Below are 22,190 nucleotides of genomic sequence, written 5' to 3'. Positions count from 1 at the left end.
AACAATGAAAAAACTGACTCCGCTGGCACTGGCAATGATGCTGGCAGGCTGCATGTCGCTGGCGCCGAAGTACGAGCGCCCTGTGGCGCCGGTGGCCGAGGCCTTCCCTGAACTGGCCAAGCCGGCCAGCGCCCCGGCCGCCCAGGTGGCGAACGAGGCGCCCGCAAGCATCGAATGGCAGCGCTTCTTCCCGGACGCGCGCCTGCGCGGCCTGATCGAGCAGGCCCTGAGCAACAACCGCGACCTGCGTGTCTCGATCGCCAACATCGAGCAGGCACGTGCGCAGTACCGCATCAGCCGCGCCGACCGCCTGCCGACCGTGGGGCTGGGCATCAGCGGTCAACGCCAGACCACCGGCGAAGACCAGCCGATCAACAGCCTGTACCAGTCGGGCTTCTCGGTGTCGGCTTTCGAGCTGGACCTGTTCGGCCGCGTACGCAACCTGTCGGAAGCCGCGCTGGCGCAGTTCCTGGCAACCGAGGAAGCACGCAAGTCGGCGCAGATCAGCCTGATCTCGTCGGTGGCCAACGTCTACCTGCAGCTGCTGGCCGACGAAGAGCTCCTGGCGATCACCCAGCAGACCCTGGGGACGCGCCAGGAATCGCTGCGCCTGACCCAACTGCGCTTCGACAACGGCGTGGCCTCGCGCTTCGAGCTGCAGCAGGCGCGCTCGCTGGTGGAAACCGCGCTGGCCACGCTCGCGGCGCAGCAGCGCCAGCGCGCGCAGGACCTGAACCTGCTCACGCTGCTGGTGGGCACCCCGGTGCCGCCGACCGCGGCCGCCGGCGCCACCCTGGCCTCGACCGAGCTGCCCGACCTGCCGGCCGGCCTGCCTTCGGACCTGCTGGCCAACCGCCCGGACATCCGTGCGGCCGAGCAGCAGCTGATCGCCGCCAACGCCAACATCGGTGCGGCGCGCGCCAACTTCTTCCCGCGCATCTCCCTGACGGGCAGCGTGGGCAGCGCCAGCACCGAGCTGTCGGGCCTGTTCAAGTCCGGCACCTACGGCTGGAGCTTCGCGCCGCAGGCGATCCTGCCGATCTTCGACTACGGCCGCAACACCGCGGTGCTGGGCTCGGCGCGCGCCGGCCGCGACATCGCGGTGGCGCAGTACGAGCGCTCGATCCAGACCGCGTTCCGCGAAGTGGCGGACGCGCTGGCCGGGCAGTCGACCTTCAGCGAACAGCTGCGTGCGCAGCGCGCGGTGGCCGAGGCGGAAGCCGACCGCTTCAACCTGGCGGACCTGCGCTACCGTAACGGCGCGGCCAGCTACCTCGAGCTGCTCGATGCCCAGCGCGCGCTGTTCCAGGCGCAGCAGGCGGCGGTGCAGGCCAATCTGCAGCGCCTGCAGAACCAGGTCACGCTGTACAGCGTACTGGGCGGCGGATGGACCGAGCCGGCCACGCCGGTGGCGGCGCGCTGAGCGCTGTTCGCTTCATTCGACATCGGGCCCTTCGCGGCCCGATTTTTTTTGCGGCCGCAACATGCGTCCGGGGTCAGGTCTGACATTTGGACACGAACTCGAGCATTACTTTGCGGCATTGTTCAGCCCGTGTCCGATTGTCAGACCTGACCCCGTGGTTTGAATTGAAGCGCGGAATTGAAGCGATGCCGAATTGCGCAAATGGCTACACTGGAGCCATGAACGCTTGGGGGCTTGCCGCCCGACTGCCATGCGCAAATTCGCCCGCTCACACTGGAAAATCCTCATCGCGATCCTGCTGGCGATCGCGCTGGCGACACTGACCTTGGAAACCGATTCCGCCGCCCCTGCCCCGGACCTCTCCGCCCGCCTGCGCACGCACGTCGAGGCCATCGCCTCCCGAGAACACAATACCGCCACGCCGCGCGAACTGGAACAGGCCGCGCGCCACATCGAAACCACGCTGGGGGGCTACGGCTACCGCCTGCGCCGCCAGGAGTACGAGGCCGGCGGCCAGAAGGTACGCAACATCGAGGTCTCGGTATCGAACACCGCGCCGGGTGCGAAACCGGAGCGCATCTTCATCGTCGGCGCCCACTACGATTCCGCGCGCGGCGCCCCCGGCGCCAACGACAACGGCAGCGGCACCGCCGCCGTGCTGGAACTGGCGCGCCTGCTCAAGACCATGCAGCCGAGCCGCGGCACCGAAGTGAAGTTCGTCTTCTTCGTCAACGAGGAACCGCCCTGGTTCATGGGCGAAGAGATGGGCAGCATGCAGCATGCCCGCGATCTGAAGAAACACGGACACAATGTGGAAGGGGCCTTGATCCTGGAGACGATCGGCTGGTATTCGCAGGCGCACAACAGCCAGAAGCTGCCGCCGGGGCTGGAGAAGCGCTACCCGAGCACCGGCAACTTCATCGCCTTCGTGGGCACGCTCGAATCCTCGGCCCTGGTGCGCCAGGCCCTGGCAGCCTTCAAGGCCCAGTCGGATTTCCCGGCCGAGGGCCTGGCGGCGCCGGCCCACGTGATGGGCGTGACGCTGTCGGACCATTCTTCGTACAACCGGCACGGCTACCCGGCCCTGATGATCACCGACACCGCCTTCCTGCGCTACCCCTATTACCACACCGCGGAGGACACGCCGGACAAGCTGGACTATGCGAGCATGGCGCGCGTGGTCAGAGGGCTGGCCCGGACCATGGAATCACTGGCAGGGGCTGCGCGCACGTAGGGTGGGCGGCATAGCCGCCCACCCTACGCCCCCAGGAACATCTCCTGCAGGTCGTTCAGGAAACGCTGACCAAGCTCGGTCGGCTTGATGAGCTTGTGATCACGGTAGAGCAGTCCCTTGCCTTCCGCCTCGTTCAGCGCCTTGGCAATCGCGCTGATGCTCATGCCGGTGCGCTCGGCGAACAGGTTCGGATCGAAGCCGTCGACCAGGCGCAAGGCGTTGAGCATGAACTCGAAACCCATGTCGCCGCGTGCGATCTCGTGTTCTTCCTGCACGGGGTTGCCGCGCCTGGCCGCCTCGATGTAGGAGCCCGGCTGCTTGTAGCGCGCCTGGCGCAGGACGCGGTGCGGGAAGGAGATCTTCGAATGCGCGCCGGCGCCGATGCCGAGATAGTCGCCGAACTGCCAGTAGTTCAGGTTGTGCTTGGCCTGTCGGCCTTCCCTGGCGTAGGCCGAGACTTCGTAGTGCCGGTAGCCCGCTGCGGCCGTCGCTTCCAGGATCATGTCCTGCATGTCGGCGCTCGTATCGTCGTCGGGCAGGACCGGCGGGTATTTTGCGAAGACCGTGTTCGGTTCCATCGTCAGGTGGTACATCGACAGGTGCGGCGGGGCGAAGGACAGCGCCGTCTCCAGGTCGCGGCGCGCCTCATCCAAAGTCTGCCCCGGCAGCGCGAACATCAGGTCGAGGTTGAAGTTGTCAAACGTAGAGCGCGCGATCTCCACCGCGCGCAGGGCCTCAAGCTCGTCGTGGATGCGGCCCAGCGCCTTCAGGTGGGCACCGTTGAAGCTCTGGATGCCGATCGACAGGCGGTTGATGCCGCTCTCGCGGTAGGATTTGAAGCGTTCGGCCTCGAAGGTGCCGGGGTTGGCTTCCATCGTGATCTCGGCGTCCAGCGCCAGGGACAGCAGGGTGCGCACGTCGGACATCAGGCGATCCAGCCCGGCGGCCGACATCAGGCTGGGCGTGCCGCCGCCGATGAAGATGGTGTGAATCTTGCGGCCCCAGATCATGGGCAGCGACTGCTCCAGGTCGAGGCGCACGGCGTCGAGGTATTCCTTCTCCGGCAGCTCGCCCTTGGCCTCGTGCGAGTTGAAGTCGCAATACGGGCACTTGCGCACGCACCACGGAAAGTGGATGTAGAGGGACAGCGGCGGCAGCGCCGTCAGGTTCAGCGCGCCCGGCTGCAGGTATTGCAGGGCCGTGGCGGCGGGAGAGCGCGATTCGCCGGCGATTTTGCCAAGATCTGAACCGGCGACTTTAATGGGGATCATTTCAGTTTTTCTACCAGTGCACGCAGGGCCTGGCCGCGGTGCGAGTGGGCGTTCTTCACGCTTGGTTCGAGCTCGGCGGTGGTCTTGCCGAGCGAAGGAATCAGGAAGTGCGGGTCGTAGCCGAAGCCGTTGGCGCCGCGCGGGGTCTCGATGATCTTGCCGTGCCACTGGCCGTCGGCGATGACCGGCTGCGGGTCGTCGGCGTGGCGCACGTAGACCAGCACGCAGTAGTAATAGGCCGACTTGTCGGCGTGGCTGGCGAGGTCGGCGACCAGCTTCTCGTTGTTGCGCGCGTCGGATTTCGGCTCGCCGGCGAAGCGGGCCGAGTAGACGCCCGGCGCGCCGCCGAGCGCGTTGACGCACACGCCCGAGTCGTCGGCCAGGGCCGGCAGGCCGGTCAGGCGCGAAGCGTGGCGGGCCTTGGCCAGCGCGTTTTCCACGAAGGTGCCGAAAGGCTCTTCCGCTTCCGGGACATTGAATTCGCCCTGCGGGTGCAGCTCGAAACCGATGGGTTCGAGGAGCTGGGCGAATTCCTTCAGTTTGCCGGCATTGTTGGAGGCGAGGATCAGGCGTTGGGTCATGGAGGGCTCGAGGGTGTGGGTGATGCGGAGGGTGGGTATTTTAGCGCGTTGGGCCGAACGGCGCTTTGGCGGGCGCAGTCCGGAATGTGGTCCGGACCGCCGCGGGCAACGCTCAGCCGGCCAGGCCGAGCGCCTGTTTTTGCAAGCGAATCAACTCCGTAATCCCCAGCTGCCCTAGGTCCAACAGCCGGTTCATGCCCATACGATCGAAGGCCGCCCCTTCCGCCGTGCCCTGCACCTCGATGAAATGCCCCTGGTCCGTCATCACGATGTTCATGTCGGTATCGCAAGCCGAATCCTCGACGTAATCCAGGTCCAGCACCGGCGTTCCCTGGTACACGCCGACCGAGATCGCCGCCACGAAGTGCTTCACCGGCACCGCCGGGACCAGGCCCTGCCCCGCCAGCGCACTGAAGGCGTCATAGGCCGCGACCATCGCGCCGGTGATCGAGGCGGTGCGGGTGCCGCCGTCGGCCTGGATCACGTCGCAGTCCAGGTGCAGGGTGCGCTCGCCAAAGGCTTCCAAGTCGAAGGCGGCGCGCAGCGAGCGGCCGATCAGGCGCTGGATTTCCTGGGTGCGGCCGGTCTGCTTGCCGCGCGCGGCTTCGCGGTCCATGCGCGTGTGCGTCGAGCGCGGCAGCATGCCGTATTCCGCCGTCAGCCAGCCCTGCCCTTTGCCCTTCAGGAAGCCCGGCACCTTCTCTTCGATGCTGGCGGTGCAGATCACCTTGGTGTCGCCGCACTCGATCAGCACCGAGCCTTCGGCGTGCTTGGTGTACTGGCGGGTGATGCGGATGCTGCGCAGCTGGTCGACCGCGCGCCCGCTCGGGCGTTGTGCAAACGTCATGGGAATCCTTATTTAAGTAATTGGGAGGATTTCTCGATCGCCTCGCGGATCTCGGCAATCGCTTTTTCGATTTCGTCTTCGTCGAAGGCATCCGCACCGGCAGGCAGCGGCTGCCCGGCGGTGATGGTCGAGCTGACCTCGTCCTCCGGCAGCATCTGGGTCGAGATCACGTTGGGCGACAGGCTGCCCTTGGCGTCCGCGCCCTGCCAGGTGATCGCCAGCGCCGTCGTGTTGTCGGCGCGGGCGCCGCCGATCGCGGCGGCCATCGCCACCATGTCCGGCACCGCCTGCACGATGGTGGAAGTGGACAGCCGGTGCACGATCTCGGTCTCGGGCAGCATGCCCCACAGGCCATCGGAGCATAGCAGCAGCGTATCGCCCGGCTCCAGGCTGGTCTGGCGCGAGATGTCGATCTTCGGCGCCTGGCCCGCGCCGAGGCAGTTGTACAGCTTGTTGCGGTCCGGATGGGTGTTGCGCTCGGCTTCAGTCGCCCTGCCGCGCTCGATCAGGTATTCCAGGTGCGAATGGTCGCGCGTGCGCGCCAGCACCTGGTTGCGGCGCACCCAGTACAGGCGCGAGTCGCCGCAGTGCGCCCACACGGCGCAGTTGTGCTGCACCAGGCAGGCCACTACCGTGGTGCGCGGCGTCTCCGGCAGCTTGTGACGCTCCGCATAGGCCAGGATGTCCCAGTGGGCCTGGTTCAAGGCCTCTTCCAGGAAGCGCTCGGGCTTCTTCACATAGGGCTTGGCCTGCATGCGGAACATCATCGACAGCGTCTGCAGCGCGATGGTCGCGGCGATCTCGCCGCGCATGTGGCCGCCCATGCCGTCGGCCAGCACCAGCAGCAGCGCGTCGCGCGTGAAGCTGTAGCCCATCCGGTCCTGGTTGACCTTGCGCCCGCCGATGTGGGTCTGCTGGTAGACGGAAAACTGCATGCTGCCTCCGATTTCTTAATTACTGGCCTTGCGGCCAAAGCGCCCAACCAGGCCGCGCCATCCTCCGGCCCGCGCCGGCGCTTCTTCGGCGGCGTCCAGCTGCGGCGCCAACGTCGGCGCCGCCTGCAGCACCTTCTGCATCGAGAACACGCTCTGCGGCCGGCTCAAGGGATCGAGCGCCATGCACGCGCGCACCATCTCGACCAGCTCGGGCGAATAGCTGCCTGCGATCTTGGCGAACTGCGCCTCGGTCTTGTCCTCGTCCTTGCGCGCCTCGACCGGGGGCGGCATGCTGCGCGTCATGCAAGCATACATGGCCGCGCCGATGCTGTAGATGTCGGTCCAGGGCCCGAGCGTGGCCGCCCTGCCGTACAGCTCGGGCGCCGCGAAGCCCGGGGTGTACATCGGCGCCAGCATCGGCGCGTCGAGGTTGATGGTCTGGCGCGCCGCGCCGAAGTCGAGCAGCAGCGGCGAGCCATCTACGCGCAGATAGATGTTGGCCGGCTTCAGGTCGAGGTGCAGCAGCTTGTTGGCGTGGACTTCGCGCACGCCGGCGCACACCCCGTTGAACAGCTGGCGGATCGAGGCTTCGCCCATGCGGCTGCCCCTGGCGTGCAGGCGGGCGATGTGATCCTGCAGGGTATGGCCGGATTCGTAGGCCATCACCATGTAGACCGTTTCGTGGGCGCGGAAGAAGTTCACCACCCGCACCACGTTCGGATGGACGATCCGGGCCAGCGCCCGCCCTTCTTCGAAGAAGCACTTCAGGCCGATGCGGAATACCGGTAGATTGGGCCTGGAAACGACTGGTATCAGTTCGCCCGGCGCGCGCAAGGCGAGCTGGCTCGGCAGGTATTCCTTGATGGCGACCGCGTTGCCCTCGGCGTCATATGCCAGATAAACAATACTGAACCCACCGGACGCAATTTTCTTTACAATGCGATATCCGGCAATTTCCAGGCCATCAGGCAGGGGGGCATTATTCTGTGCGGCCATTAGAGTCCTTGCTTAACAGGGCGATTGTGTGGGATAAATGTTGCCTTTGTAAAGGCCACCTCGATCAGCCCCTGACGGTTCTCGAGGTATCTAAAGAATAAAAAAGACGGGGAAATCTTTGAGCATTTCAAGCATGACAGGTTATGCGGTTGCCACCAGCGAAAGCGCTGCCGGCACCCTCACGATCGAGATCAAGAGCGTCAATTCGCGCTTCCTCGACCTCCAGTTCCGCATCAACGACGAACTGCGCGCGCTGGAACCCGACCTGCGCGCCGCCATCATGGCCGCCATCACGCGCGGCAAGGTCGAGGTGCGCTTGTCCTTCGGCCGCAAGACCGCGGGCGGCTCGCAAGTGCTCAACCAGGAACTGCTGGCCGACCTCGCACGTCTGCAGGCTGAAGTCACCAGGCATTTCGCCCAGGCGGCGCAGATGACGGTGGCCGAACTGCTGCGCTGGCCCGGCGTGATCGAAGAGTCGACCGTGGGCCAGGAGTCGCTGCAGCTTGATGTCGCCGCCCTCACCGCCACCACCGTGGCCGCCTTCGTCGACAGCCGCAGGCGCGAAGGCGCGGCGCTGGAAGCGATGCTGCTGTCGCGGATCGACGCGATGGAAGCGATCGTCAAGCGCATCACCCCGCTCATCCCGCAGGTGATCGCGCAGTTCCAGCAAAAGGCCATCGAGCGCATGCAGGACGCGCTGGGCCTGGCCGGACACGGCAACCCGTCGACCCTGACGCGCCAGGAAGTGCTGGAGCGTATTCGCCAGGAAGTGACGCTGTACGGCATCCGCATCGACGTCTCGGAAGAGCTGTCGCGCCTGTCGGCCCACCTGAACGAGACCCGCCACATCCTCAAGAAGGGTGGCCAGGTCGGCAAGCGCCTCGACTTCATGATGCAGGAACTGAACCGCGAAGCGAACACGCTGGGCGCCAAGGCCTCGGTCAAGGAGCTGGCGGATGCGTCGATGGAGCTCAAGCTGCTGATCGAGCAGATGCGCGAGCAGGTGCAGAACCTGGAATAATTTGTTGTCGTTGCGCAACAGTGCGACGGTGATGTGAACGCGCGGACGGGGGACCCGTCCACCCTACGGCAGGGTGGGCAAGTTCCTTGCCCGCGCGTTCGACGTTATGATGAACACCCGTACCAGAACAAGGAAACACACATGATCACTCCCGCCCTCTCCGGCAGCCTGTTCGTCGTCGCCGCACCATCCGGCGCCGGCAAATCGACCCTGGTCAACGCCCTGCTGAAGCTGGAACCGGGCATCAAGCTGTCGATCTCGACCACCACGCGTCCGCCGCGTCCGGGCGAGCAGGACGGCCGCGAATACCACTTCACGACGGCGGAAGACTTCGTTTCGCGCGCCGACCGCGGCGAGTTCCTGGAATGGGCGGAAGTCCACGGCAACTACTACGGCACCAGCCGCCTGACCGTGGAACAGGAGATGAAGCTGGGCACCGACATCCTGCTGGAGATCGACTGGCAGGGCGCGCGCCAGGTGAAGAAGCAGTTCCCCGACGCCGCCGGCATCTTCATTCTGCCGCCGTCGATCGAAGCCCTGGAGGAGCGCCTGCACAAGCGCGGCACCGACGAGCCCCACATCATCACCCGCCGCCTGCTGGCCGCCGGGGGGGAGATGGCTCACGCTCCGGAGTTCGAATATGCTATCATCAACGAAGAGTTCAACGTCGCCCTCGCAGAACTGCAGGCGATTGTCAAAGCGACACGTTGCCGTTTCGCCCAGCAGGCGGCGCGCAACGCCGACTTGTTTGCCCAGCTGGGAATCCACGCGCAACAACCAAATTTGTGATCTAGCAGCGTGCGGCACCGCAAGGTCGTCGCACATTGTCCAATTCAGGAGTGACCTATGGCCCGCATTACCATCGAAGATTGCCTCAAGAACGTCCCGAACCGCTTCCAGCTGACCCTGGCCGCGACCTACCGCGCGCGCCAGCTGCTGCAGGGCCACACCCCGAAGGTCGAAGCTAAGGACAAGCCGACCGTCGTCGCGCTGCGCGAAATCGCCGCCGGTAAGGTCGGCCTGGAAATGCTCAAGAAAGTGCCGATGTAAGACCCTGCGGGGAACCTGGATTTCGGTATATCGATATTCTGTTATTCTGTGCCTACACTGGCTGATCGATATTACATATGAGTTTGTCTTCCCCGGATTCGACCCATCCAGGAACCCCTGCCCGCACCAAGCGTCCGGGCAAACCGCAAGACGCCGAGGCACCGGCGCCCGCCCCGGGCGTCGCCTCGGTCACGCAGCTCATCAACAAGCTGTCCGACTACCTCACCCCCGCCGAGCTGAAAAAGGTCAAGGAAGCCTATCGTTTCTCCGACGAGATGCATCTCGGCCAGGTCCGCAAGTCCGGTGAGCCCTACATTTCCCATCCGATCGCCGTCGCGGAGATCTGCGCCGAGTGGAAGCTCGACGCCCAGGCCATCATGGCCGCGCTGCTGCACGACGTGATCGAAGACCAGGACGTCAAGAAGGACGAGCTGATCGAGCGCTTCGGCGCCCAGGTCGCCAACATGGTCGACGGCCTGTCCAAGCTCGAAAAGATCGAGTTCCAGAGCCAGATCGAGGCCCAGGCCGAGAACTTCCGCAAGATGCTGCTGGCCATGGCCTCGGACGTGCGCGTCATCCTGATCAAGCTCGCCGACCGCCTGCACAATATGCGCACCATGGGCGTGATGGTCCCGGCCAAGCGCCGCCGCATCTCGCGCGAGACCATGGAAGTCTACGTGCCGATCGCGCACCGGCTCGGCCTGAACAACATCTACCGCGAGCTGCAGGACCTGTCCTTCGCCCACCTGTACCCGCTGCGCTACTTCACGCTGGCCAAGGCCATCAAGGCGGCGCGCGGCAACCGCCGCGAAGTCGTCAAGAAGATCCTCGAGGCGGTCAAGAACCAGCTGGCAACTAGCGGCATCCAGGCCGAGGTCTACGGCCGCGAAAAGACCCTGTACGGCATCTACAAGAAGATGCGCAACAAGCACCTGTCGTTCTCGCAGGTGCTGGACGTGTACGGCTTCCGCGTGGTGGTCGACACGGTCCCGAACTGTTACGTGGCGCTCGGCACCCTGCACGCCCTGTACAAGCCGATGCCCGGCAAGTTCAAGGACTACATCGCGATCCGCAAGATCAACGGCTACCAGTCGCTGCACACCACCCTGATCGGCCCCTACGGCACCCCGGTCGAATTCCAGATCCGCACCCAGGACATGCACCGCACCGCCGAAAGCGGCGTGGCGGCGCACTGGCTGTACAAGACCGGCGACTCGAACATGTCGGACCTGCAGCAGCGCACCCACGCCTGGCTGCAGTCGCTGCTCGACATCCAGCAGCAGACCGGCGACTCGGCCGAATTCCTCGAGCACGTCAAGGTCGACCTGTTCCCGGATTCGGTCTACGTGTTCACCCCCAAGTCGAAGATCATCGCCCTGCCGCGCGGCGCCACGGCGCTCGACTTCGCCTACTCGATCCACACCGGCATCGGCGACCACACGGTGGCGGTCAAGATCAACAACGAGACCCAGCCGCTGCGCACCGAACTGCACAATGGCGACATCGTCGAGATCGTCACCGATCCGGAATCGCGTCCGAGCCCGACCTGGCTGTCGTTCGTCCGTACCGGCAAGGCGCGTTCGGCGATCCGCCACTACCTGCGCACGGTGAACGTCAACGAGTCGGTCGAGCTGGGCCAGGAACTGCTGGCCGGCGCCCTGGCCGCCCGCAACATCGGCGCCGAGCTGCCGCCGAGCACCATCGAAAAGCTGCTGGCGGAATCCTCGGCCAAGTCGATGGAAGAACTGTATGCCGACATCGGCATCGGCAAGCGCATGCCGCAACTGGTGGCGCGCCACATTTTCGGCCTGATGGACGCCGACCCGGAACACAAGCCGTCCGACCTGCCGCTGCCTGCCAGCGACATCGACCCGGTCACCATCTACGGCAGCGAAGGGGTCTCGGTGCAGCTGGCGCCGTGCTGCCTGCCGATCCCGGGCGACCAGATCACCGGCCAGTTGCGCCGCGACCAGGGCCTGGTGGTGCATACCAAGGACTGCCTGCCGGCGGCGCGGGTCCGCTCCAAGGAACCGGACCGCTGGATCGCCGTGCAGTGGGGTGAGGAACTCAACCGCCGCTTCGACTGCCGCATCCGCCTGCTCATCAACAACGAGAAGGGCATCCTGGCGCGCGTGGCCGCCGAGATCGGCGAGTCCGACGCCAACATCACCTATGTCGGCATGGACGAGGACGACGAACACCTGATGACGCAGCTGCGCTTCACCATCCAGGTGAAGGACCGGGTGCACCTGGCGCAGCTGATCCGCAATCTGCGGCGGGTCGCGGGCGTGAACCGGGTCGAGCGCGAGCGTTCCTGATACCGCAACGGCGGCCGGGCGCCCGGCCGCCCGCATGCACCCTGCATGCGCCGACACAGCTCATCCATTCGTGCGCTCATTGGCAGCTTGTCCATATTAATATTTGGACAATATCCACCACGAGAGCGCTTACATGAACACCTCCTCCCTCCGTTTTGCCCTCGCGTCGCTGCTGCTCGGCGCAAGCTTCACCGCCTCGGCCGATTCGCTGGTCACCAAGCCGCTGGTCATCACCGGCGTCATCCATGAAGTGCTGGGGCCGGCGCTGCGCTGCACCTCGAAGCTCGGCGGCACGCTGGTCGGGCATGGCAACGATCCGGCCCTGGGCCCGGTCGCCTTCATGGGCAAGGACTGCGTCACGCCCAACGGCCCGCTGCTCACCTTCAGCGACGGCCGCATCACCCTGCTCACCAGGAGCGGCGAGGTGATCTACGCCAACTACAGCGGCCAGGCCGTCCCTTCCGACCCGGGCAAGGTCGTCTTCAGCAACGCCACCTTCCAGATCACCGGCGGCACCGGACGCTACCACCGGGCTTCCGGCGGCGGCGACTTCACCGGCAGCCAGGAACTGCTGACCGGCGCCGGCACCATCAAGCTGAGCGGCAAAATCACCTACCGCGAATAAAGCGCGTTCATTGCAGCCCGATCCCGCATCGGGCTCGCGGCTGGATAGCGCAAGGAACCGACGCGTGACAAAGGCAAGTCCTGCCCTTGCCTGTTAGAATCCCTTGGTTAAACCAAGAGAACAGCATGAAGACGCGTACTTACCTTGCCGCGATCGTCCTGACCGTCCTTGTACCGCTGCTGGCGCTGTCCGCCTGGGGCCTGAACCTCTTGCTGGAAGAGGAGAAGGAAGCGCGCCTGCTGACGGTCGAGGCGCGCGCGCGCTCGATCGCGCTGTCGATCGACAAGGAACTGGTGCGCGCCGAGGGCGCCTTGCGCGTGATCGGCCAGACCGACCAGATGTCCAGGGAAGATTTTCTGCCCCTGTACGAGCTCATGCGCAAAACCATCACCTCGCCCGATTCCTGGGCCGTGCTCTACGGCGCCGACGGCAGCATGCTGATGCACACGCACCACCCCTACGGCACCCGTTTCGACGAGGGACCGAACACCTGGGTGCCGCAAGCGATCGCGCTGCAAAAGCCGAGCGTGACCAACCTGCGCGAGGGCCGCGCCGGCAAGTGGAAGGTCGTGTCGGTCAACCTGCCCGTGAAAAGCGCGGGCGGGCGCCAGTTCCTGCTGTCGCACACCTTCCACGTCAGCCACATCACCGCCCTGCTGCACCGCCAGGAACTGCCGCCGAACTGGGTGGTGGGCGTGTTCGGCGACGACGGCATCTCGATCGCCCGCAACCTGCGCGAGAAGGAATTCGTCGGCAAGCCGGTCAGGCCTGAGTTGTACAAGGCATCGCGCGAGCGCGCCAGCGGCAGGCTGGTCAACCTGACGCGCGATGGATTCTGGGCCTACAACACCTTCACCCATACCACCCGCGCCGACTGGACCATCGCCATCGCCGCGCCGGAAGAAGAAATCAACCGGCCGGCGCGCACCGCCACCCTGATCGCGGGATGCGTGCTGCTGTTCGCCCTGGGCAGCGCCCTGCTCGGCATCGTCCTGTTCGCCCGGCGGCTCAGCGCGTCCTTCGACCTCGCCCTCGATGCCGCCAAGTCCCTCGAACTCGGCAAGATGCCGGTGGTCCAGCCTTCGGGAGTGGTCGAAGCCGACGTGCTGCAGCGCGCCCTGCACGATGCGGGCGCCAAGCTCGAAGCCGAGAACGAGGCCCGGCGGCGGCTCGAACGCGAACGCGAGCAGCTGCTGTGCAGCGAACGGGACGCACGGCGCGCGGCCGAGAACCAGAACAACGCCAAGGACGAGTTCCTGGCCATGCTGGCCCACGAACTGCGCAACCCGCTCGCGCCCATCGTCGCGGCCGCGCACATGCTCAAGCTCCCGGGACGGGACGAGGCGAGCGTGCAGCGTACCGGCGACATCATCATCCGCCAGGCCGACCACCTCAAGTCGCTGATCCACGACCTGCTGGACGTCTCGCGCGTGACCCGGGGACTGGTCTCGATCGACCGGCAAGCGGTCGAGATCGACGCAGTGATCAAGAGCGCCATCGAACAGGCGCAGCCCCTGATCGATTCGCGCAAGCATGCGCTCGCGCTGGACCTGCGCTCGTCCGGGGCGGTCGTCCTCGGGGACAAGAAACGCCTGGTCCAGGTCATCGCCAACCTGTTGACCAATGCCGCGAAATACACGCCGCCGGGCGGCAGGATCGCATTAACGGTCGAAACGCGGGGCGAGCAGCTGGTCCTTGCCGTCTCCGACAACGGCATCGGCATCGATCCGGAACTGCTGCCCCATGTATTCGACCTGTTCAGGCAGGCGGAGCGCTCGGCCGACCGCTCGCAGGGCGGCCTGGGACTGGGGCTGGCACTGGTGCGCAGCATCATGGCCATGCACGATGGACAGGCGAGCGCGCACAGCGACGGTATCGGCAAAGGCGCCTGCTTCACCCTCACCCTGCCGCTGCATGCCGAGCGCGCCACCCAGGCGCGCGCGCCGCACGAGGCCGCCCGGGGAGGCGCGGCACCGGTGCACCTGATGATCGTCGACGACAATGTCGATGCGGCGCGCTCGCTGGCCCACCTTCTGGAGGCCAAGGGACACCATGTCACGGTCATGGCCAACGCCCACAGCGCCCTCGACGAAAGCCTGCGCAAGCCGCTGCCGCTCTACATCCTGGACATCGGCCTGCCGGATATCGACGGCTACGAACTGGCGCGCCGCCTGCGCGCCGCTCCCGGCAGCGCAGATGCGGTGCTGGTCGCGCTGACCGGCTACGGCCAGATGCACGACCAGGACAAGGCCTTCGCGGCCGGGTTCGACCACCATTTCGTCAAGCCGATCGATATCGCAGCGCTCGACCGCATCCTGGCGGATGCCGCGCAGGCCCAGGCGGGACAGGCCGTCTGCGACTGAAGACCCGCCTCAGTGCCGGCGGCCTGCGCCCGGCGTGGCGGGAACCAGTTCGGTAAAGTCGAGCGTTTCCCCCGACAGGAGCGCCGCCTCGTCGTGGCGATAGCCGCACAAGGCGGTGGCCAGCATCAGCGGCACTTCGAACAGGCAGTCCACGTCGGCATCGGCGCCGCCCTGTTCGTCCTGGGTCGCCTTCATTTCGGCGTGGATGGTGGCGAGCAGCGCGGGCGGCGTGCCGTCCACCGCCAGGTGGTACAGCCCTTCCTCGGACAGGTGGACCACGTCCCACAGCTTGGCCCCATCCTTGTACTGGAAGGCGGCGCTGGCCATGACGTGTTCCTCGACCTGGCAGCCGAGCGCCTCGCAGCCCGCGGACAGGCGGGCCATGCCCTCGGCCTGGGTGGCCGGGTGCGCCATGTCCTTGAAGACCAGCAGGTAGCCGCCGCCCGGCAGGTCCGCGCCGGATACCGGGCTCTCGTTCAGCTCATCGGGTTCGCCCGTGTCGGCCAGCGACAGCTGGGCAAGGATGTCGTCTTTCGATTTGCCGCGTATCGCGATCCAGGCAAGGGAAAATCCCATGTGCTGCGTCCTTTCGAAACCGTTGTCGTTGGGCGCCAGTGTGGAGCAATCCACATCGCTTGGCAAATCCCGGCAAGGGAGTCGTGCGCGGCGGGATGGGGTTCAGGCCTGCACCGGCAGGGCAAGCTGCCCGCGCGCGCTGGACTGCGGGCGCGCCGCATGCCCGTCGCGCTCCAGCCGGAAGGTGCCGACCACCTGCGCCAGTTCGGCCGCCTGCTCCTGCATCGCCACCGCGGCGGCGGCGGCTTCCTCGACCAGCGCCGCATTCTGCTGGGTCACGCGGTCCATCTCGACGATCGCGCCGTTGACTTGCTCGATGCCGGCGCGCTGTTCTTCGCTGGCGTTGGCGATCTCGTTCATGATGACGGTCACCTGGCCGATGCTGCGCACGATCTCGTTCATGGTCACGCCGGTGCGGTCGACCTGGCTGCTGCCTTCCGCCACCTTCGACACGGAGTCGTCGATCAGCGCCTTGATTTCCTTGGCGGCGCTGGCCGAGCGGTGGGCCAGGTTGCGCACCTCGGTCGCCACGACCGCGAAGCCGCGGCCCTGTTCGCCGGCGCGCGCCGCTTCCACCGCCGCATTCAGCGCCAGGATATTGGTCTGGAAGGCGATGCCGTCGATGACGCCGATGATGTCGGCAATCTTGCGCGAGGCGTCGTTGATGGCGCCCATGGTCGAGACCACCTCGGCCACCATCTCGCCGCCCTGGCCGGCGATCATGGCGGCCTCGCCGGCCAGGCGATTGGCCTGGCGCGCGTTGTCCGCGTTCTGCTTCACGGTCGAGGTCAGCTCCTCCATCGAGGCCGCGGTCTCTTCCAGGGCGCTGGCCTGCTGTTCGGTACGCGCGGACAGGTCCTGGTTGCCGGCCGCGATCTCGCCCGATGCCACGGCGATGGTGCCGGTGCCGGCGCGCACGCGGCCGACGATGCCGGCCAGGCTGTCGTTCATCGCGCCCAGCGCCCGCATCAGCTGGCCGGTTTCGTCGCGGCTGCCGGCCGTGATGCGGCTGGCCAGGTCGCCGGAGGCGACCTTCTCCGCCACCGCCACCGCGGCGCGGATCGGCACGGTGATCGAACGGGTGATCAGCCAGGCGCAGGCGACGCCGAAGACGATGGCGGCGATGCCCAGCCAGACCAGCAGCAGGCGCGTGCCCGCATAGGAATCGAGGATGGAACTGGCGACCCCGTCGGCCGCGGTGATCTGCATGTGGGCAAGCTTGGCGACGGCGTCCTGGAAACGCTTCGTATGGGGCAGCATCTGCTCGCGGTAGATCGTGCCTGCCAGCTCGTGGTTCCCATCCAGCTTCGCCTTGAACAGCGCGTCGCGCGTGGCCAGGTAGGCGACACGCTCCTGCTTGACGACCTTGAACTGTTCCTTGACGCCTTCGTTGCGCAGCGAGCTTTCGATCGCGTTCTGCAGTTCGTTCGAGCGGGCCGAGACGGCCCGCATGCGCTGCGCCATGTCGGCGTACACGGCCGGATCGGTGGCCACGAACACGGTTTCGATCCGTGCACTGTTCAGCTCGATGAGCTTGCCCCACTCCGCCACGTTGCGCTGGTTCTTGATGCTGGTGTTGACCAGGCGGTGCGTCAGGTCGCCCGCCGACTGCATGCGCGCCAGCGCGGTCAGCGTCACGACGAGCAACAGGGACAGGACGATGGCGAACCCGATGCCGAGGCGGGCACCGATCTTGAGGTTTTTCACTGCTGGATTCCTTCCGGAGGTGACGGAATGCCGTCAAGGGATGAACACAGGTGGGCCGGGCGCCCTTGCTTGCGGTGGTACCAAAGGTGCCAGCGACGCGACGACAGAGAATAACATTGCCGAGGGGCAATTGCGGTTCAATGCGGCAATTGCACAACTCAGGGATATTACGTATTCCGGTACAAGACGAATCGAGCCTGCCGCATTGCCAACAGGAAGCACGTGATGCTACTGTTGGCCTTCCCACGCACACAGCGTTCCCAGATCGGAGAGTACATGAAGCGGGTTACTGGCATCGGCGGCATCTTTTTCCACGCACAAGACCCGGTGGCGCTGCGCGCCTGGTACGGGCGGCATCTGGGCGTCGACGTGCTGGACTGGGGCGGCGCCGCCTTCACCTGGGACGATGCGGCGCGCAAGCCGGACGGCGGGGTGACGATCTGGTCGATCGGCCAGGCCGGCAACGAGCACTTCGCCCCGGGCAAGGCGAACTTCATGATCAACTACCGGGTCGCCGACCTGGACGCCTTGCTGCAGGCTCTGCGCGAGGAAGGCTGCAACGTCATGGACCAGACCGACGACTCGGAATTCGGCAAGTTCGGCTGGGTCATCGACCCGGAGGGCAATAAGGTTGAACTCTGGGAGCCGCCCGCAGCCCCCCACGCTTAGTCAGCGCTCAGCCGGCCAGCGCGGCGCGCTGGCGCTCTTCCTGCTCGCGCAGTTCCGGGGTCATGGCCTCGCCGAAGTCTTCCATGTCGAAGATCTGGCGGATCTCGATCTCGGCTTCGCCGCCCGCCATCGGCATCGGCACCCGCTTGACCCAGTCGATCGCCTCTTCCTTCGATTTCACGTTCCAGATCCAGAAACCGGCCAGCAATTCCTTGGTTTCGGCAAAGGGGCCGTCGACCACGCGGACATTTCCACTCTTATCGAAATGAACGCGTGCGCCGCGCGAGGACGGGTGCAGGCCTTCGCCGGCCAGCATCACGCCGGCCTTGATCAGCTCGTCATTGAAGTTGCCCATGTCAGTGAGCAGTTTCTCGTCAGGCATTTCGCCCGCTTCGCTGTGCTTGTCCGCCTTCAGCAAGATCATGAATCGCATCGCATCCTCCGTTTGGGTTGGTTGTTGACACTACGACGATCGGGAAGGCCGGCAATCGACATCGCCGCCCGGATTTTTTAATTTTTTTCCAGCTGGGCCAGTTCAAGGATCGCATCGAAGGCCGCACAGGCCCCGGCACAGGCCTCGGCGATCTCCACCGGGCCGGTGACATGCGCACGCAGCGCTCCCATGAAGGCGCGCCAGCGCGGGCCCGGGCCGCCCTCGTCGCCGCGCAGGTAGCGCAGCGGATGCGGGGCCAGCGGCCCGACCAGCTTGCCGTACAGGACGGCGCCGCCCAGCTGCGAGCCTTCGATCACGTAGGCGACGCCCCAGCGCCAGGCGGCGCTGGCATCCGCCGGCCAGGCCGGGGCGGGACGCAGGGGCCGGACCTCGGGCATGCGCGGCTCGGCAAGGTCGGCCTGGATCAGGGCCAGGCGTCCGGTAGGCGGGAGCGTGGGTTCGGCCTGGGGGCCGTCGGCAAAGCCGGCCAGCCAGCCTTCGAGCGGCGCCAGCCAGTCGCGCACCATGTGCAGGTGCGCGGCGTAATCGTCGAGGGAAGGAAGGGGTGCGGACAGCGGCAGGCCGCTGTCGAGCCGCTCGTGCCGCGAGGCAGTCGCAGTCCGCAGCGCGGCCAGTACGTCGGTGTCGCGCGCGGAATCGTTGGAACGGTTCATGAGGGCTGGAAAAGCGGCGAATCGTCCATCTTACCAGTTGGGGAACCTAGTCGGTAACCGGTTCCGGATATTCCACCGAAAGAATTTCCAGCTCGTCGGTTCCGAGCGGCGTCTGCAGCGTGATGACATCGCCCTCGCGCGCCTTGGTCAGCGCACGCGCCACCGGCGAGACCCAGCTGATCTTGCCGCGCAGCGGGTCGAGCTCGTCGACTCCGACGATGGTCACGGTGTGCTCCTCGCCCGCCTTGTTGAGGTAGGTGACGGTGGCGCCGAAGAAGACCTGGTCGTTGCCATGATGTACGCTCGGGTCGACCACGAAGGCCGAATCCATGCGCTTGGTGAGGAAGCGGATGCGGCGGTCGATCTCGCGCAGGCGGCGCTTGCCGTAGATGTAGTCGCCGTTCTCCGAGCGGTCGCCGTTCGAGGCGGCCCAGTGCACCACCCTCACCACCTCGGGCCGGTCGACGTCGATCAGCTGCAGCAGCTCGTCCTTGATGGCTTTGTAGCCGGCCGGGGTGATGTAGTTCTTGGCCCCGGCGGGAATCGCCTGGGCCAGCGCCAACGCCTCGGCGTCGTCATCGTCGTTGTCGGACTCTTTTACGAATGCCTTATTCATAAGCTTATTGTAACGGCAAGCGGCGCCGCCGGCTCACGCTTCCCGTATCATGTACTCCATGAAACGAGCACACGCACGATCCCGGCTGCTCGCGCCCCTGGTCCAGCTGGCGGCGCTGGTGCTGCTCGCCGAGGCCTGGACCTGGGATGTCGGCAGCCGTGCCGCCGCGCGCATGGCCGCCTGGCCACCGCTGCGCCGGCTCGAGGCGCGCGTGGGCGCCCTGCCGGCCTGGGCCGCCCTGTGCGCCTTCGTGCTGCCCGGACTGCTGCTCTTGCCGGTCAAGCTGCTCGCCCTGCTCGCCATCGCCCACGGCCATGCGCTGGCCGGCCTGGCCGGCTTCGTGGCCGCCAAGCTGGGGGGCGCCGTGGTGGTGGCGCGCATCTACGTGCTGACCCTGCCCACCCTGCTCACCCTCGCCTGGTTCGCGCGCTGGCACGGCGGCTTCCTGCGGCTCAAGGACCGCCTGCTGGCGGCCCTGCGCGCCAGCGGTTTCTGGCGCCGGGTGCGCGCGGCCATGGCGGATGCGCGGCGCCGCCTGCGCAGCACGCGCGCCACGCCCCTGGCGCGCGTGCTGCGCCGCCTCAAGACCCGCGTCAGGTCACGCTTCCAGGCGCGCGAACAGGCGCGCCGCCAAGACAAGACAGAGACCGAACTTCCATGAGTCCCATCCTTGCCCTGGCCGCCGAAATGCAGGCGGCCGCTTCTGAAATCTATTTGCTGGACGCCATCACCCTGCGGGTGATCGACGCCAACCAGGCCGCGCGCCTGAATCTGGGCATGGATGCGGCCACGCTGCAGGCGATGGACGCCTACGGCCTGGCGCCCGGCCTCGACCGCGCCGCGCTGGGCGAGCTGCTGGCCGGGCTGGGCGAGGAAGTCGGCGCCCAGGTCAGCCTGCGCACCCGCTTGCGGCGTCTCGACGGCAGCAGCTATCCGGTGCGGCTGTGTTTCCTGCGCATCGTGCGCGACGGCCGCTCGCTGCTGCTGGCGATTGCCGACGACCTCAGCCTGGAGCAGGCGTCCGCGCAGGCGCTGGCCCAGTCGCAGGCGCGCTTCGACGCCATCGTGCGCAATACCCCGGGACTGGTGTTCCAGTTCGTGCTGCACCCGGACGGGCGCCAGGTTTTCCCCTGGCTGAGCGAGGGCTGCGCCGCCCTGCTCGGCCTGTCCGTGTTGGAACTGCAGCACGACGCCAGCCTGTTCGAGCGCCTGATCCTGCCTGAAGACCGCAAGGGCTGGCTGGAATCGATGGCGGCCTCGCGCGCCGCCATGAGCGCCTGGAACTGGGAAGGCCGGATCTGGATCGACGCCTGGAAGGACGTCAAGTGGATCAACCTGCGCGCCACCCCGCACCCGAGCGAGGGCGACGCGGTGCAGTGGGACGGCATCATGACCAACATCAGCGCCAGCAAGGAGGAACAGGAAGCAAGCATGCGCTCGCGCGCCCGGCTGGCCGAACTGACCGGCCACATCGAGCAGGTCAAGGAGCAGGAACGGGCGCGCATCGCGCGCGAGATCCACGACGACCTCGGCGGCAACCTCACGGCCATCAAGATGGCGCTGGCCATGCTGGCCGCGCGCCTGCCCGACAACCAGCCGGCCCTGCTGGAAAAGGCCAACTACCTCGACGACCTGGTCGACCGCACGATCGAGGCGGTGCACCGCATCTCGCTCGACCTGCGCCCCACGATGCTCGACCTCGGCATCGTGGCCGCGCTGGAATGGCAGGCGCGCGAATTCGAGAAGCAGATGGGCATCGTCTGCATCTTCCGCTGCCCCCTGGACGAGGGGGAGGAACTCCTGCTCGACGACGACCACGCCACCGCCCTGTTCCGCATCTTCCAGGAAGCGCTGACCAACATCGCCAAGCATGCCCACGCGACCCGGGTGACGGTGACGCTGCGGCCGCAGCGCGCCCACCTGACCCTGACGATCTGCGACAACGGACGCGGCATCCACCCGGCCGACCGCCTCAAGCCGCATTCCTTCGGCCTGCACAGCATGAGCGAGCGCGCCAAGGCTTTCGGGGGAACGCTGAGCTTGTCGTCCGCGCCCGGAGGTGGCACGATGGTGACTATCAAGACCAGGCTGGCAACAGATAAATGAGTGACAAGGCAACAATCCGGGTATTCATCGCCGACGACCATGCGATCGTGCGCGAGGGCCTGAAGCAGATCCTGGCCGAGCAGCGCGACATCATCGTCGCCGGCGAGGCCGAAACCGGGCTCGATGCCGTCAAGCTGGTCGGCAAGGCGCGGCCGCACGTGATGCTGCTCGATATCTCCCTGCCCGACCGCAACGGCATCGACGTGCTCAAGCAGATCAAGAAGGACCGGCCCGAGCTGGCGGTGCTGATGCTGTCGATGCACCGCGAAGACCAGTACGCGATCCGCTCGCTCAAGGCCGGCGCGGCCGGCTACATGACCAAGCAGAGCGCCCCGCGCGAGCTGGTGACGGCCATCCGCCAGGTGGCCGCCGGCCAGAAGTACGTCAGTGCCGCCCTGGCCCAGACCCTGGCGGCCCAGGTCGGCGAAGACCACGAGGCGCCGCTGCACGACGCCCTGTCCGACCGCGAATACCAGACCCTGACCATGATTGCCTCCGGAATGACGGTCAGCGACATCGCGCGCGAACTGTCGCTGTCGGTGAAGACGGTGAGCGAATACCGGGCCCGGCTGCTGGCGAAGATGAAGCTCAAGAACAGTGCCGAGCTGACTCATTATGCGATCCGCAACCAGCTGGTGGGATAGCCCATGCTGTTGTAGGGTGGGCAGGTTTCCTGCCCACGCGGTCAACGAACAGCTAAATTATCCGATACGATTTTTCAGCTAACTATCACCGCGTGGGCGGC

22 protein-coding genes are annotated in these 22,190 nt (G+C 66.4%); 12 read left to right on the top strand and 10 right to left on the bottom strand.

The window, feature by feature from the left end; translation table 11 throughout:
• Positions 1 to 4 precede the first annotated feature (4 nt).
• Positions 5 to 1,423: an efflux transporter outer membrane subunit gene (locus ACK6C6_RS04210; protein WP_209588869.1), complete on the top strand. Its 1,419-nt coding sequence runs from the start codon at positions 5 to 7 to the stop codon at positions 1,421 to 1,423.
• A gap of 250 nt (positions 1,424 to 1,673) precedes the next feature.
• Positions 1,674 to 2,657: a M28 family peptidase gene (locus ACK6C6_RS04205; protein WP_409266059.1), complete on the top strand. Its 984-nt coding sequence runs from the start codon at positions 1,674 to 1,676 to the stop codon at positions 2,655 to 2,657.
• Between the two features lie 23 nt (positions 2,658 to 2,680).
• Here the strand turns inward: ACK6C6_RS04205 and hemW are convergent, their stop codons facing one another.
• From hemW to ACK6C6_RS04180, 5 genes are all read right to left on the bottom strand, one after another.
• On the bottom strand, positions 2,681 to 3,928 hold the full coding sequence (hemW, locus tag ACK6C6_RS04200) for a radical SAM family heme chaperone HemW (protein ID WP_409266057.1): 1,248 nt from the start codon (positions 3,926 to 3,928) through the stop codon (positions 2,681 to 2,683).
• A complete protein-coding gene (gene rdgB / locus ACK6C6_RS04195) occupies positions 3,925 to 4,509 on the bottom strand; it encodes an RdgB/HAM1 family non-canonical purine NTP pyrophosphatase (protein WP_209588866.1) in 585 nt (194 codons plus the stop codon). The genes hemW and rdgB overlap by 4 nt, the downstream gene beginning before the upstream one ends.
• Before the next feature lie 112 nt (positions 4,510 to 4,621).
• Positions 4,622 to 5,356, bottom strand: coding sequence for a ribonuclease PH (gene rph, locus ACK6C6_RS04190; protein WP_209588865.1), 735 nt, complete (start codon positions 5,354 to 5,356; stop codon positions 4,622 to 4,624).
• An 8-nt stretch (positions 5,357 to 5,364) separates the two neighbouring features.
• On the bottom strand, positions 5,365 to 6,291 hold the full coding sequence (locus ACK6C6_RS04185; protein WP_409266055.1) for a PP2C family protein-serine/threonine phosphatase: 927 nt from the start codon (positions 6,289 to 6,291) through the stop codon (positions 5,365 to 5,367).
• Between the two features lie 15 nt (positions 6,292 to 6,306).
• Positions 6,307 to 7,287, bottom strand: a complete 981-nt coding sequence (locus ACK6C6_RS04180; RefSeq protein ID WP_409266054.1) for a serine/threonine protein kinase — start codon at positions 7,285 to 7,287, stop codon at positions 6,307 to 6,309.
• Positions 7,288 to 7,420: 133 nt separating this feature from the next.
• On the opposite strand from ACK6C6_RS04180, the gene ACK6C6_RS04175 reads away from it, so the two are divergent.
• From ACK6C6_RS04175 to ACK6C6_RS04150, 6 genes are all read left to right on the top strand, one after another.
• Complete coding sequence (locus ACK6C6_RS04175; protein WP_209588862.1) at positions 7,421 to 8,308, top strand: YicC/YloC family endoribonuclease; 888 nt, start codon at positions 7,421 to 7,423, stop codon at positions 8,306 to 8,308.
• 141 nt (positions 8,309 to 8,449) lie between these two features.
• A complete protein-coding gene (gene gmk, locus ACK6C6_RS04170) occupies positions 8,450 to 9,097 on the top strand; it encodes a guanylate kinase (protein WP_027864404.1) in 648 nt (215 codons plus the stop codon).
• Positions 9,098 to 9,154: 57 nt separating this feature from the next.
• Entirely contained in the window at positions 9,155 to 9,358 is a 204-nt protein-coding gene (gene rpoZ / locus ACK6C6_RS04165) for a DNA-directed RNA polymerase subunit omega (RefSeq protein ID WP_005665923.1), read from the top strand.
• Positions 9,359 to 9,435: 77 nt separating this feature from the next.
• A complete protein-coding gene (locus ACK6C6_RS04160; protein ID WP_409266052.1) occupies positions 9,436 to 11,676 on the top strand; it encodes a RelA/SpoT family protein in 2,241 nt (746 codons plus the stop codon).
• A 133-nt stretch (positions 11,677 to 11,809) separates the two neighbouring features.
• Positions 11,810 to 12,301, top strand: a complete 492-nt coding sequence (locus ACK6C6_RS04155; RefSeq protein WP_409266050.1) for a hypothetical protein — start codon at positions 11,810 to 11,812, stop codon at positions 12,299 to 12,301.
• Between the two features lie 125 nt (positions 12,302 to 12,426).
• Positions 12,427 to 14,664: an ATP-binding protein gene (locus tag ACK6C6_RS04150; protein WP_409266048.1), complete on the top strand. Its 2,238-nt coding sequence runs from the start codon at positions 12,427 to 12,429 to the stop codon at positions 14,662 to 14,664.
• Between the two features lie 9 nt (positions 14,665 to 14,673).
• Here the strand turns inward: ACK6C6_RS04150 and ACK6C6_RS04145 are convergent, their stop codons facing one another.
• Together ACK6C6_RS04145 and ACK6C6_RS04140 are read right to left on the bottom strand one after the other, a co-directional pair.
• Complete coding sequence (locus tag ACK6C6_RS04145) at positions 14,674 to 15,240, bottom strand: hypothetical protein (RefSeq protein WP_409266047.1); 567 nt, start codon at positions 15,238 to 15,240, stop codon at positions 14,674 to 14,676.
• 102 nt (positions 15,241 to 15,342) lie between these two features.
• On the bottom strand, positions 15,343 to 16,947 hold the full coding sequence (locus tag ACK6C6_RS04140) for a methyl-accepting chemotaxis protein (protein ID WP_409266046.1): 1,605 nt from the start codon (positions 16,945 to 16,947) through the stop codon (positions 15,343 to 15,345).
• Positions 16,948 to 17,223: 276 nt separating this feature from the next.
• Here ACK6C6_RS04140 and ACK6C6_RS04135 point away from each other — a divergent pair, with 276 nt between their 5' ends.
• On the top strand, positions 17,224 to 17,616 hold the full coding sequence (locus ACK6C6_RS04135; RefSeq protein ID WP_409266045.1) for a VOC family protein: 393 nt from the start codon (positions 17,224 to 17,226) through the stop codon (positions 17,614 to 17,616).
• A 7-nt stretch (positions 17,617 to 17,623) separates the two neighbouring features.
• Here the strand turns inward: ACK6C6_RS04135 and ACK6C6_RS04130 are convergent, their stop codons facing one another.
• The 3 genes from ACK6C6_RS04130 to greB form a co-directional block, all read right to left on the bottom strand.
• Complete coding sequence (locus tag ACK6C6_RS04130) at positions 17,624 to 18,049, bottom strand: YciI family protein (RefSeq protein WP_209588855.1); 426 nt, start codon at positions 18,047 to 18,049, stop codon at positions 17,624 to 17,626.
• Positions 18,050 to 18,126: 77 nt separating this feature from the next.
• Positions 18,127 to 18,723 (bottom strand): biliverdin-producing heme oxygenase, encoded by a 597-nt coding sequence (locus ACK6C6_RS04125; protein WP_409266044.1) that lies wholly within the window; start codon positions 18,721 to 18,723, stop codon positions 18,127 to 18,129.
• A 46-nt stretch (positions 18,724 to 18,769) separates the two neighbouring features.
• Positions 18,770 to 19,339, bottom strand: a complete 570-nt coding sequence (gene greB, locus ACK6C6_RS04120; protein WP_209588853.1) for a transcription elongation factor GreB — start codon at positions 19,337 to 19,339, stop codon at positions 18,770 to 18,772.
• Positions 19,340 to 19,397: 58 nt separating this feature from the next.
• Between greB and ACK6C6_RS04115 the strand changes: the two genes are divergently transcribed.
• From ACK6C6_RS04115 to ACK6C6_RS04105, 3 genes are read left to right on the top strand one after another with little or no spacing between them, the layout of a single operon-like run.
• Complete coding sequence (locus tag ACK6C6_RS04115) at positions 19,398 to 20,000, top strand: hypothetical protein (RefSeq protein ID WP_409266043.1); 603 nt, start codon at positions 19,398 to 19,400, stop codon at positions 19,998 to 20,000.
• On the top strand, positions 19,997 to 21,445 hold the full coding sequence (locus ACK6C6_RS04110) for an ATP-binding protein (protein ID WP_409266042.1): 1,449 nt from the start codon (positions 19,997 to 19,999) through the stop codon (positions 21,443 to 21,445). The genes ACK6C6_RS04115 and ACK6C6_RS04110 overlap by 4 nt, the downstream gene beginning before the upstream one ends.
• A complete protein-coding gene (locus ACK6C6_RS04105; RefSeq protein WP_209588851.1) occupies positions 21,442 to 22,089 on the top strand; it encodes a response regulator transcription factor in 648 nt (215 codons plus the stop codon). The genes ACK6C6_RS04110 and ACK6C6_RS04105 overlap by 4 nt, the downstream gene beginning before the upstream one ends.
• Positions 22,090 to 22,190 lie beyond the last annotated feature (101 nt).

Origin of the sequence: Massilia sp. BHUDP2, from assembly GCF_046236355.1 — a bacterium.
GTDB classification, from domain to species: Bacteria; Pseudomonadota; Gammaproteobacteria; order Burkholderiales; family Burkholderiaceae_D; genus Telluria; species Telluria varians.
The sequence above is the reverse complement of the archived record's forward strand: the minus strand, read 5'-3'. Positions and strand labels throughout refer to the sequence as shown.

What these genes read in the sequence shown, in the direction of transcription:
- ACK6C6_RS04125 (WP_409266044.1), bottom strand. Translation starts at nt 18,723, where the DNA reads ATGAACCGTTCCAACGATTCCGCGCGCGACACCGACGTACTGGCCGCG.
- ACK6C6_RS04110 (WP_409266042.1), top strand. Translation starts at nt 19,997, where the DNA reads ATGAGTCCCATCCTTGCCCTGGCCGCCGAAATGCAGGCGGCCGCTTCT.
- ACK6C6_RS04145 (WP_409266047.1), bottom strand. Translation starts at nt 15,240, where the DNA reads ATGGGATTTTCCCTTGCCTGGATCGCGATACGCGGCAAATCGAAAGAC.
- ACK6C6_RS04130 (WP_209588855.1), bottom strand. Translation starts at nt 18,049, where the DNA reads ATGCGATTCATGATCTTGCTGAAGGCGGACAAGCACAGCGAAGCGGGC.
- ACK6C6_RS04115 (WP_409266043.1), top strand. Translation starts at nt 19,398, where the DNA reads ATGAAACGAGCACACGCACGATCCCGGCTGCTCGCGCCCCTGGTCCAG.
- gmk (WP_027864404.1), top strand. Translation starts at nt 8,450, where the DNA reads ATGATCACTCCCGCCCTCTCCGGCAGCCTGTTCGTCGTCGCCGCACCA.
- rpoZ (WP_005665923.1), top strand. Translation starts at nt 9,155, where the DNA reads ATGGCCCGCATTACCATCGAAGATTGCCTCAAGAACGTCCCGAACCGC.
- ACK6C6_RS04180 (WP_409266054.1), bottom strand. Translation starts at nt 7,287, where the DNA reads ATGGCCGCACAGAATAATGCCCCCCTGCCTGATGGCCTGGAAATTGCC.
- ACK6C6_RS04205 (WP_409266059.1), top strand. Translation starts at nt 1,674, where the DNA reads ATGCGCAAATTCGCCCGCTCACACTGGAAAATCCTCATCGCGATCCTG.
- greB (WP_209588853.1), bottom strand. Translation starts at nt 19,339, where the DNA reads ATGAATAAGGCATTCGTAAAAGAGTCCGACAACGACGATGACGACGCC.
- ACK6C6_RS04155 (WP_409266050.1), top strand. Translation starts at nt 11,810, where the DNA reads ATGAACACCTCCTCCCTCCGTTTTGCCCTCGCGTCGCTGCTGCTCGGC.
- ACK6C6_RS04175 (WP_209588862.1), top strand. Translation starts at nt 7,421, where the DNA reads ATGACAGGTTATGCGGTTGCCACCAGCGAAAGCGCTGCCGGCACCCTC.
- ACK6C6_RS04150 (WP_409266048.1), top strand. Translation starts at nt 12,427, where the DNA reads ATGAAGACGCGTACTTACCTTGCCGCGATCGTCCTGACCGTCCTTGTA.
- rph (WP_209588865.1), bottom strand. Translation starts at nt 5,356, where the DNA reads ATGACGTTTGCACAACGCCCGAGCGGGCGCGCGGTCGACCAGCTGCGC.
- ACK6C6_RS04160 (WP_409266052.1), top strand. Translation starts at nt 9,436, where the DNA reads ATGAGTTTGTCTTCCCCGGATTCGACCCATCCAGGAACCCCTGCCCGC.
- ACK6C6_RS04185 (WP_409266055.1), bottom strand. Translation starts at nt 6,291, where the DNA reads ATGCAGTTTTCCGTCTACCAGCAGACCCACATCGGCGGGCGCAAGGTC.
- rdgB (WP_209588866.1), bottom strand. Translation starts at nt 4,509, where the DNA reads ATGACCCAACGCCTGATCCTCGCCTCCAACAATGCCGGCAAACTGAAG.
- ACK6C6_RS04135 (WP_409266045.1), top strand. Translation starts at nt 17,224, where the DNA reads ATGAAGCGGGTTACTGGCATCGGCGGCATCTTTTTCCACGCACAAGAC.
- hemW (WP_409266057.1), bottom strand. Translation starts at nt 3,928, where the DNA reads ATGATCCCCATTAAAGTCGCCGGTTCAGATCTTGGCAAAATCGCCGGC.
- ACK6C6_RS04210 (WP_209588869.1), top strand. Translation starts at nt 5, where the DNA reads ATGAAAAAACTGACTCCGCTGGCACTGGCAATGATGCTGGCAGGCTGC.
- ACK6C6_RS04105 (WP_209588851.1), top strand. Translation starts at nt 21,442, where the DNA reads ATGAGTGACAAGGCAACAATCCGGGTATTCATCGCCGACGACCATGCG.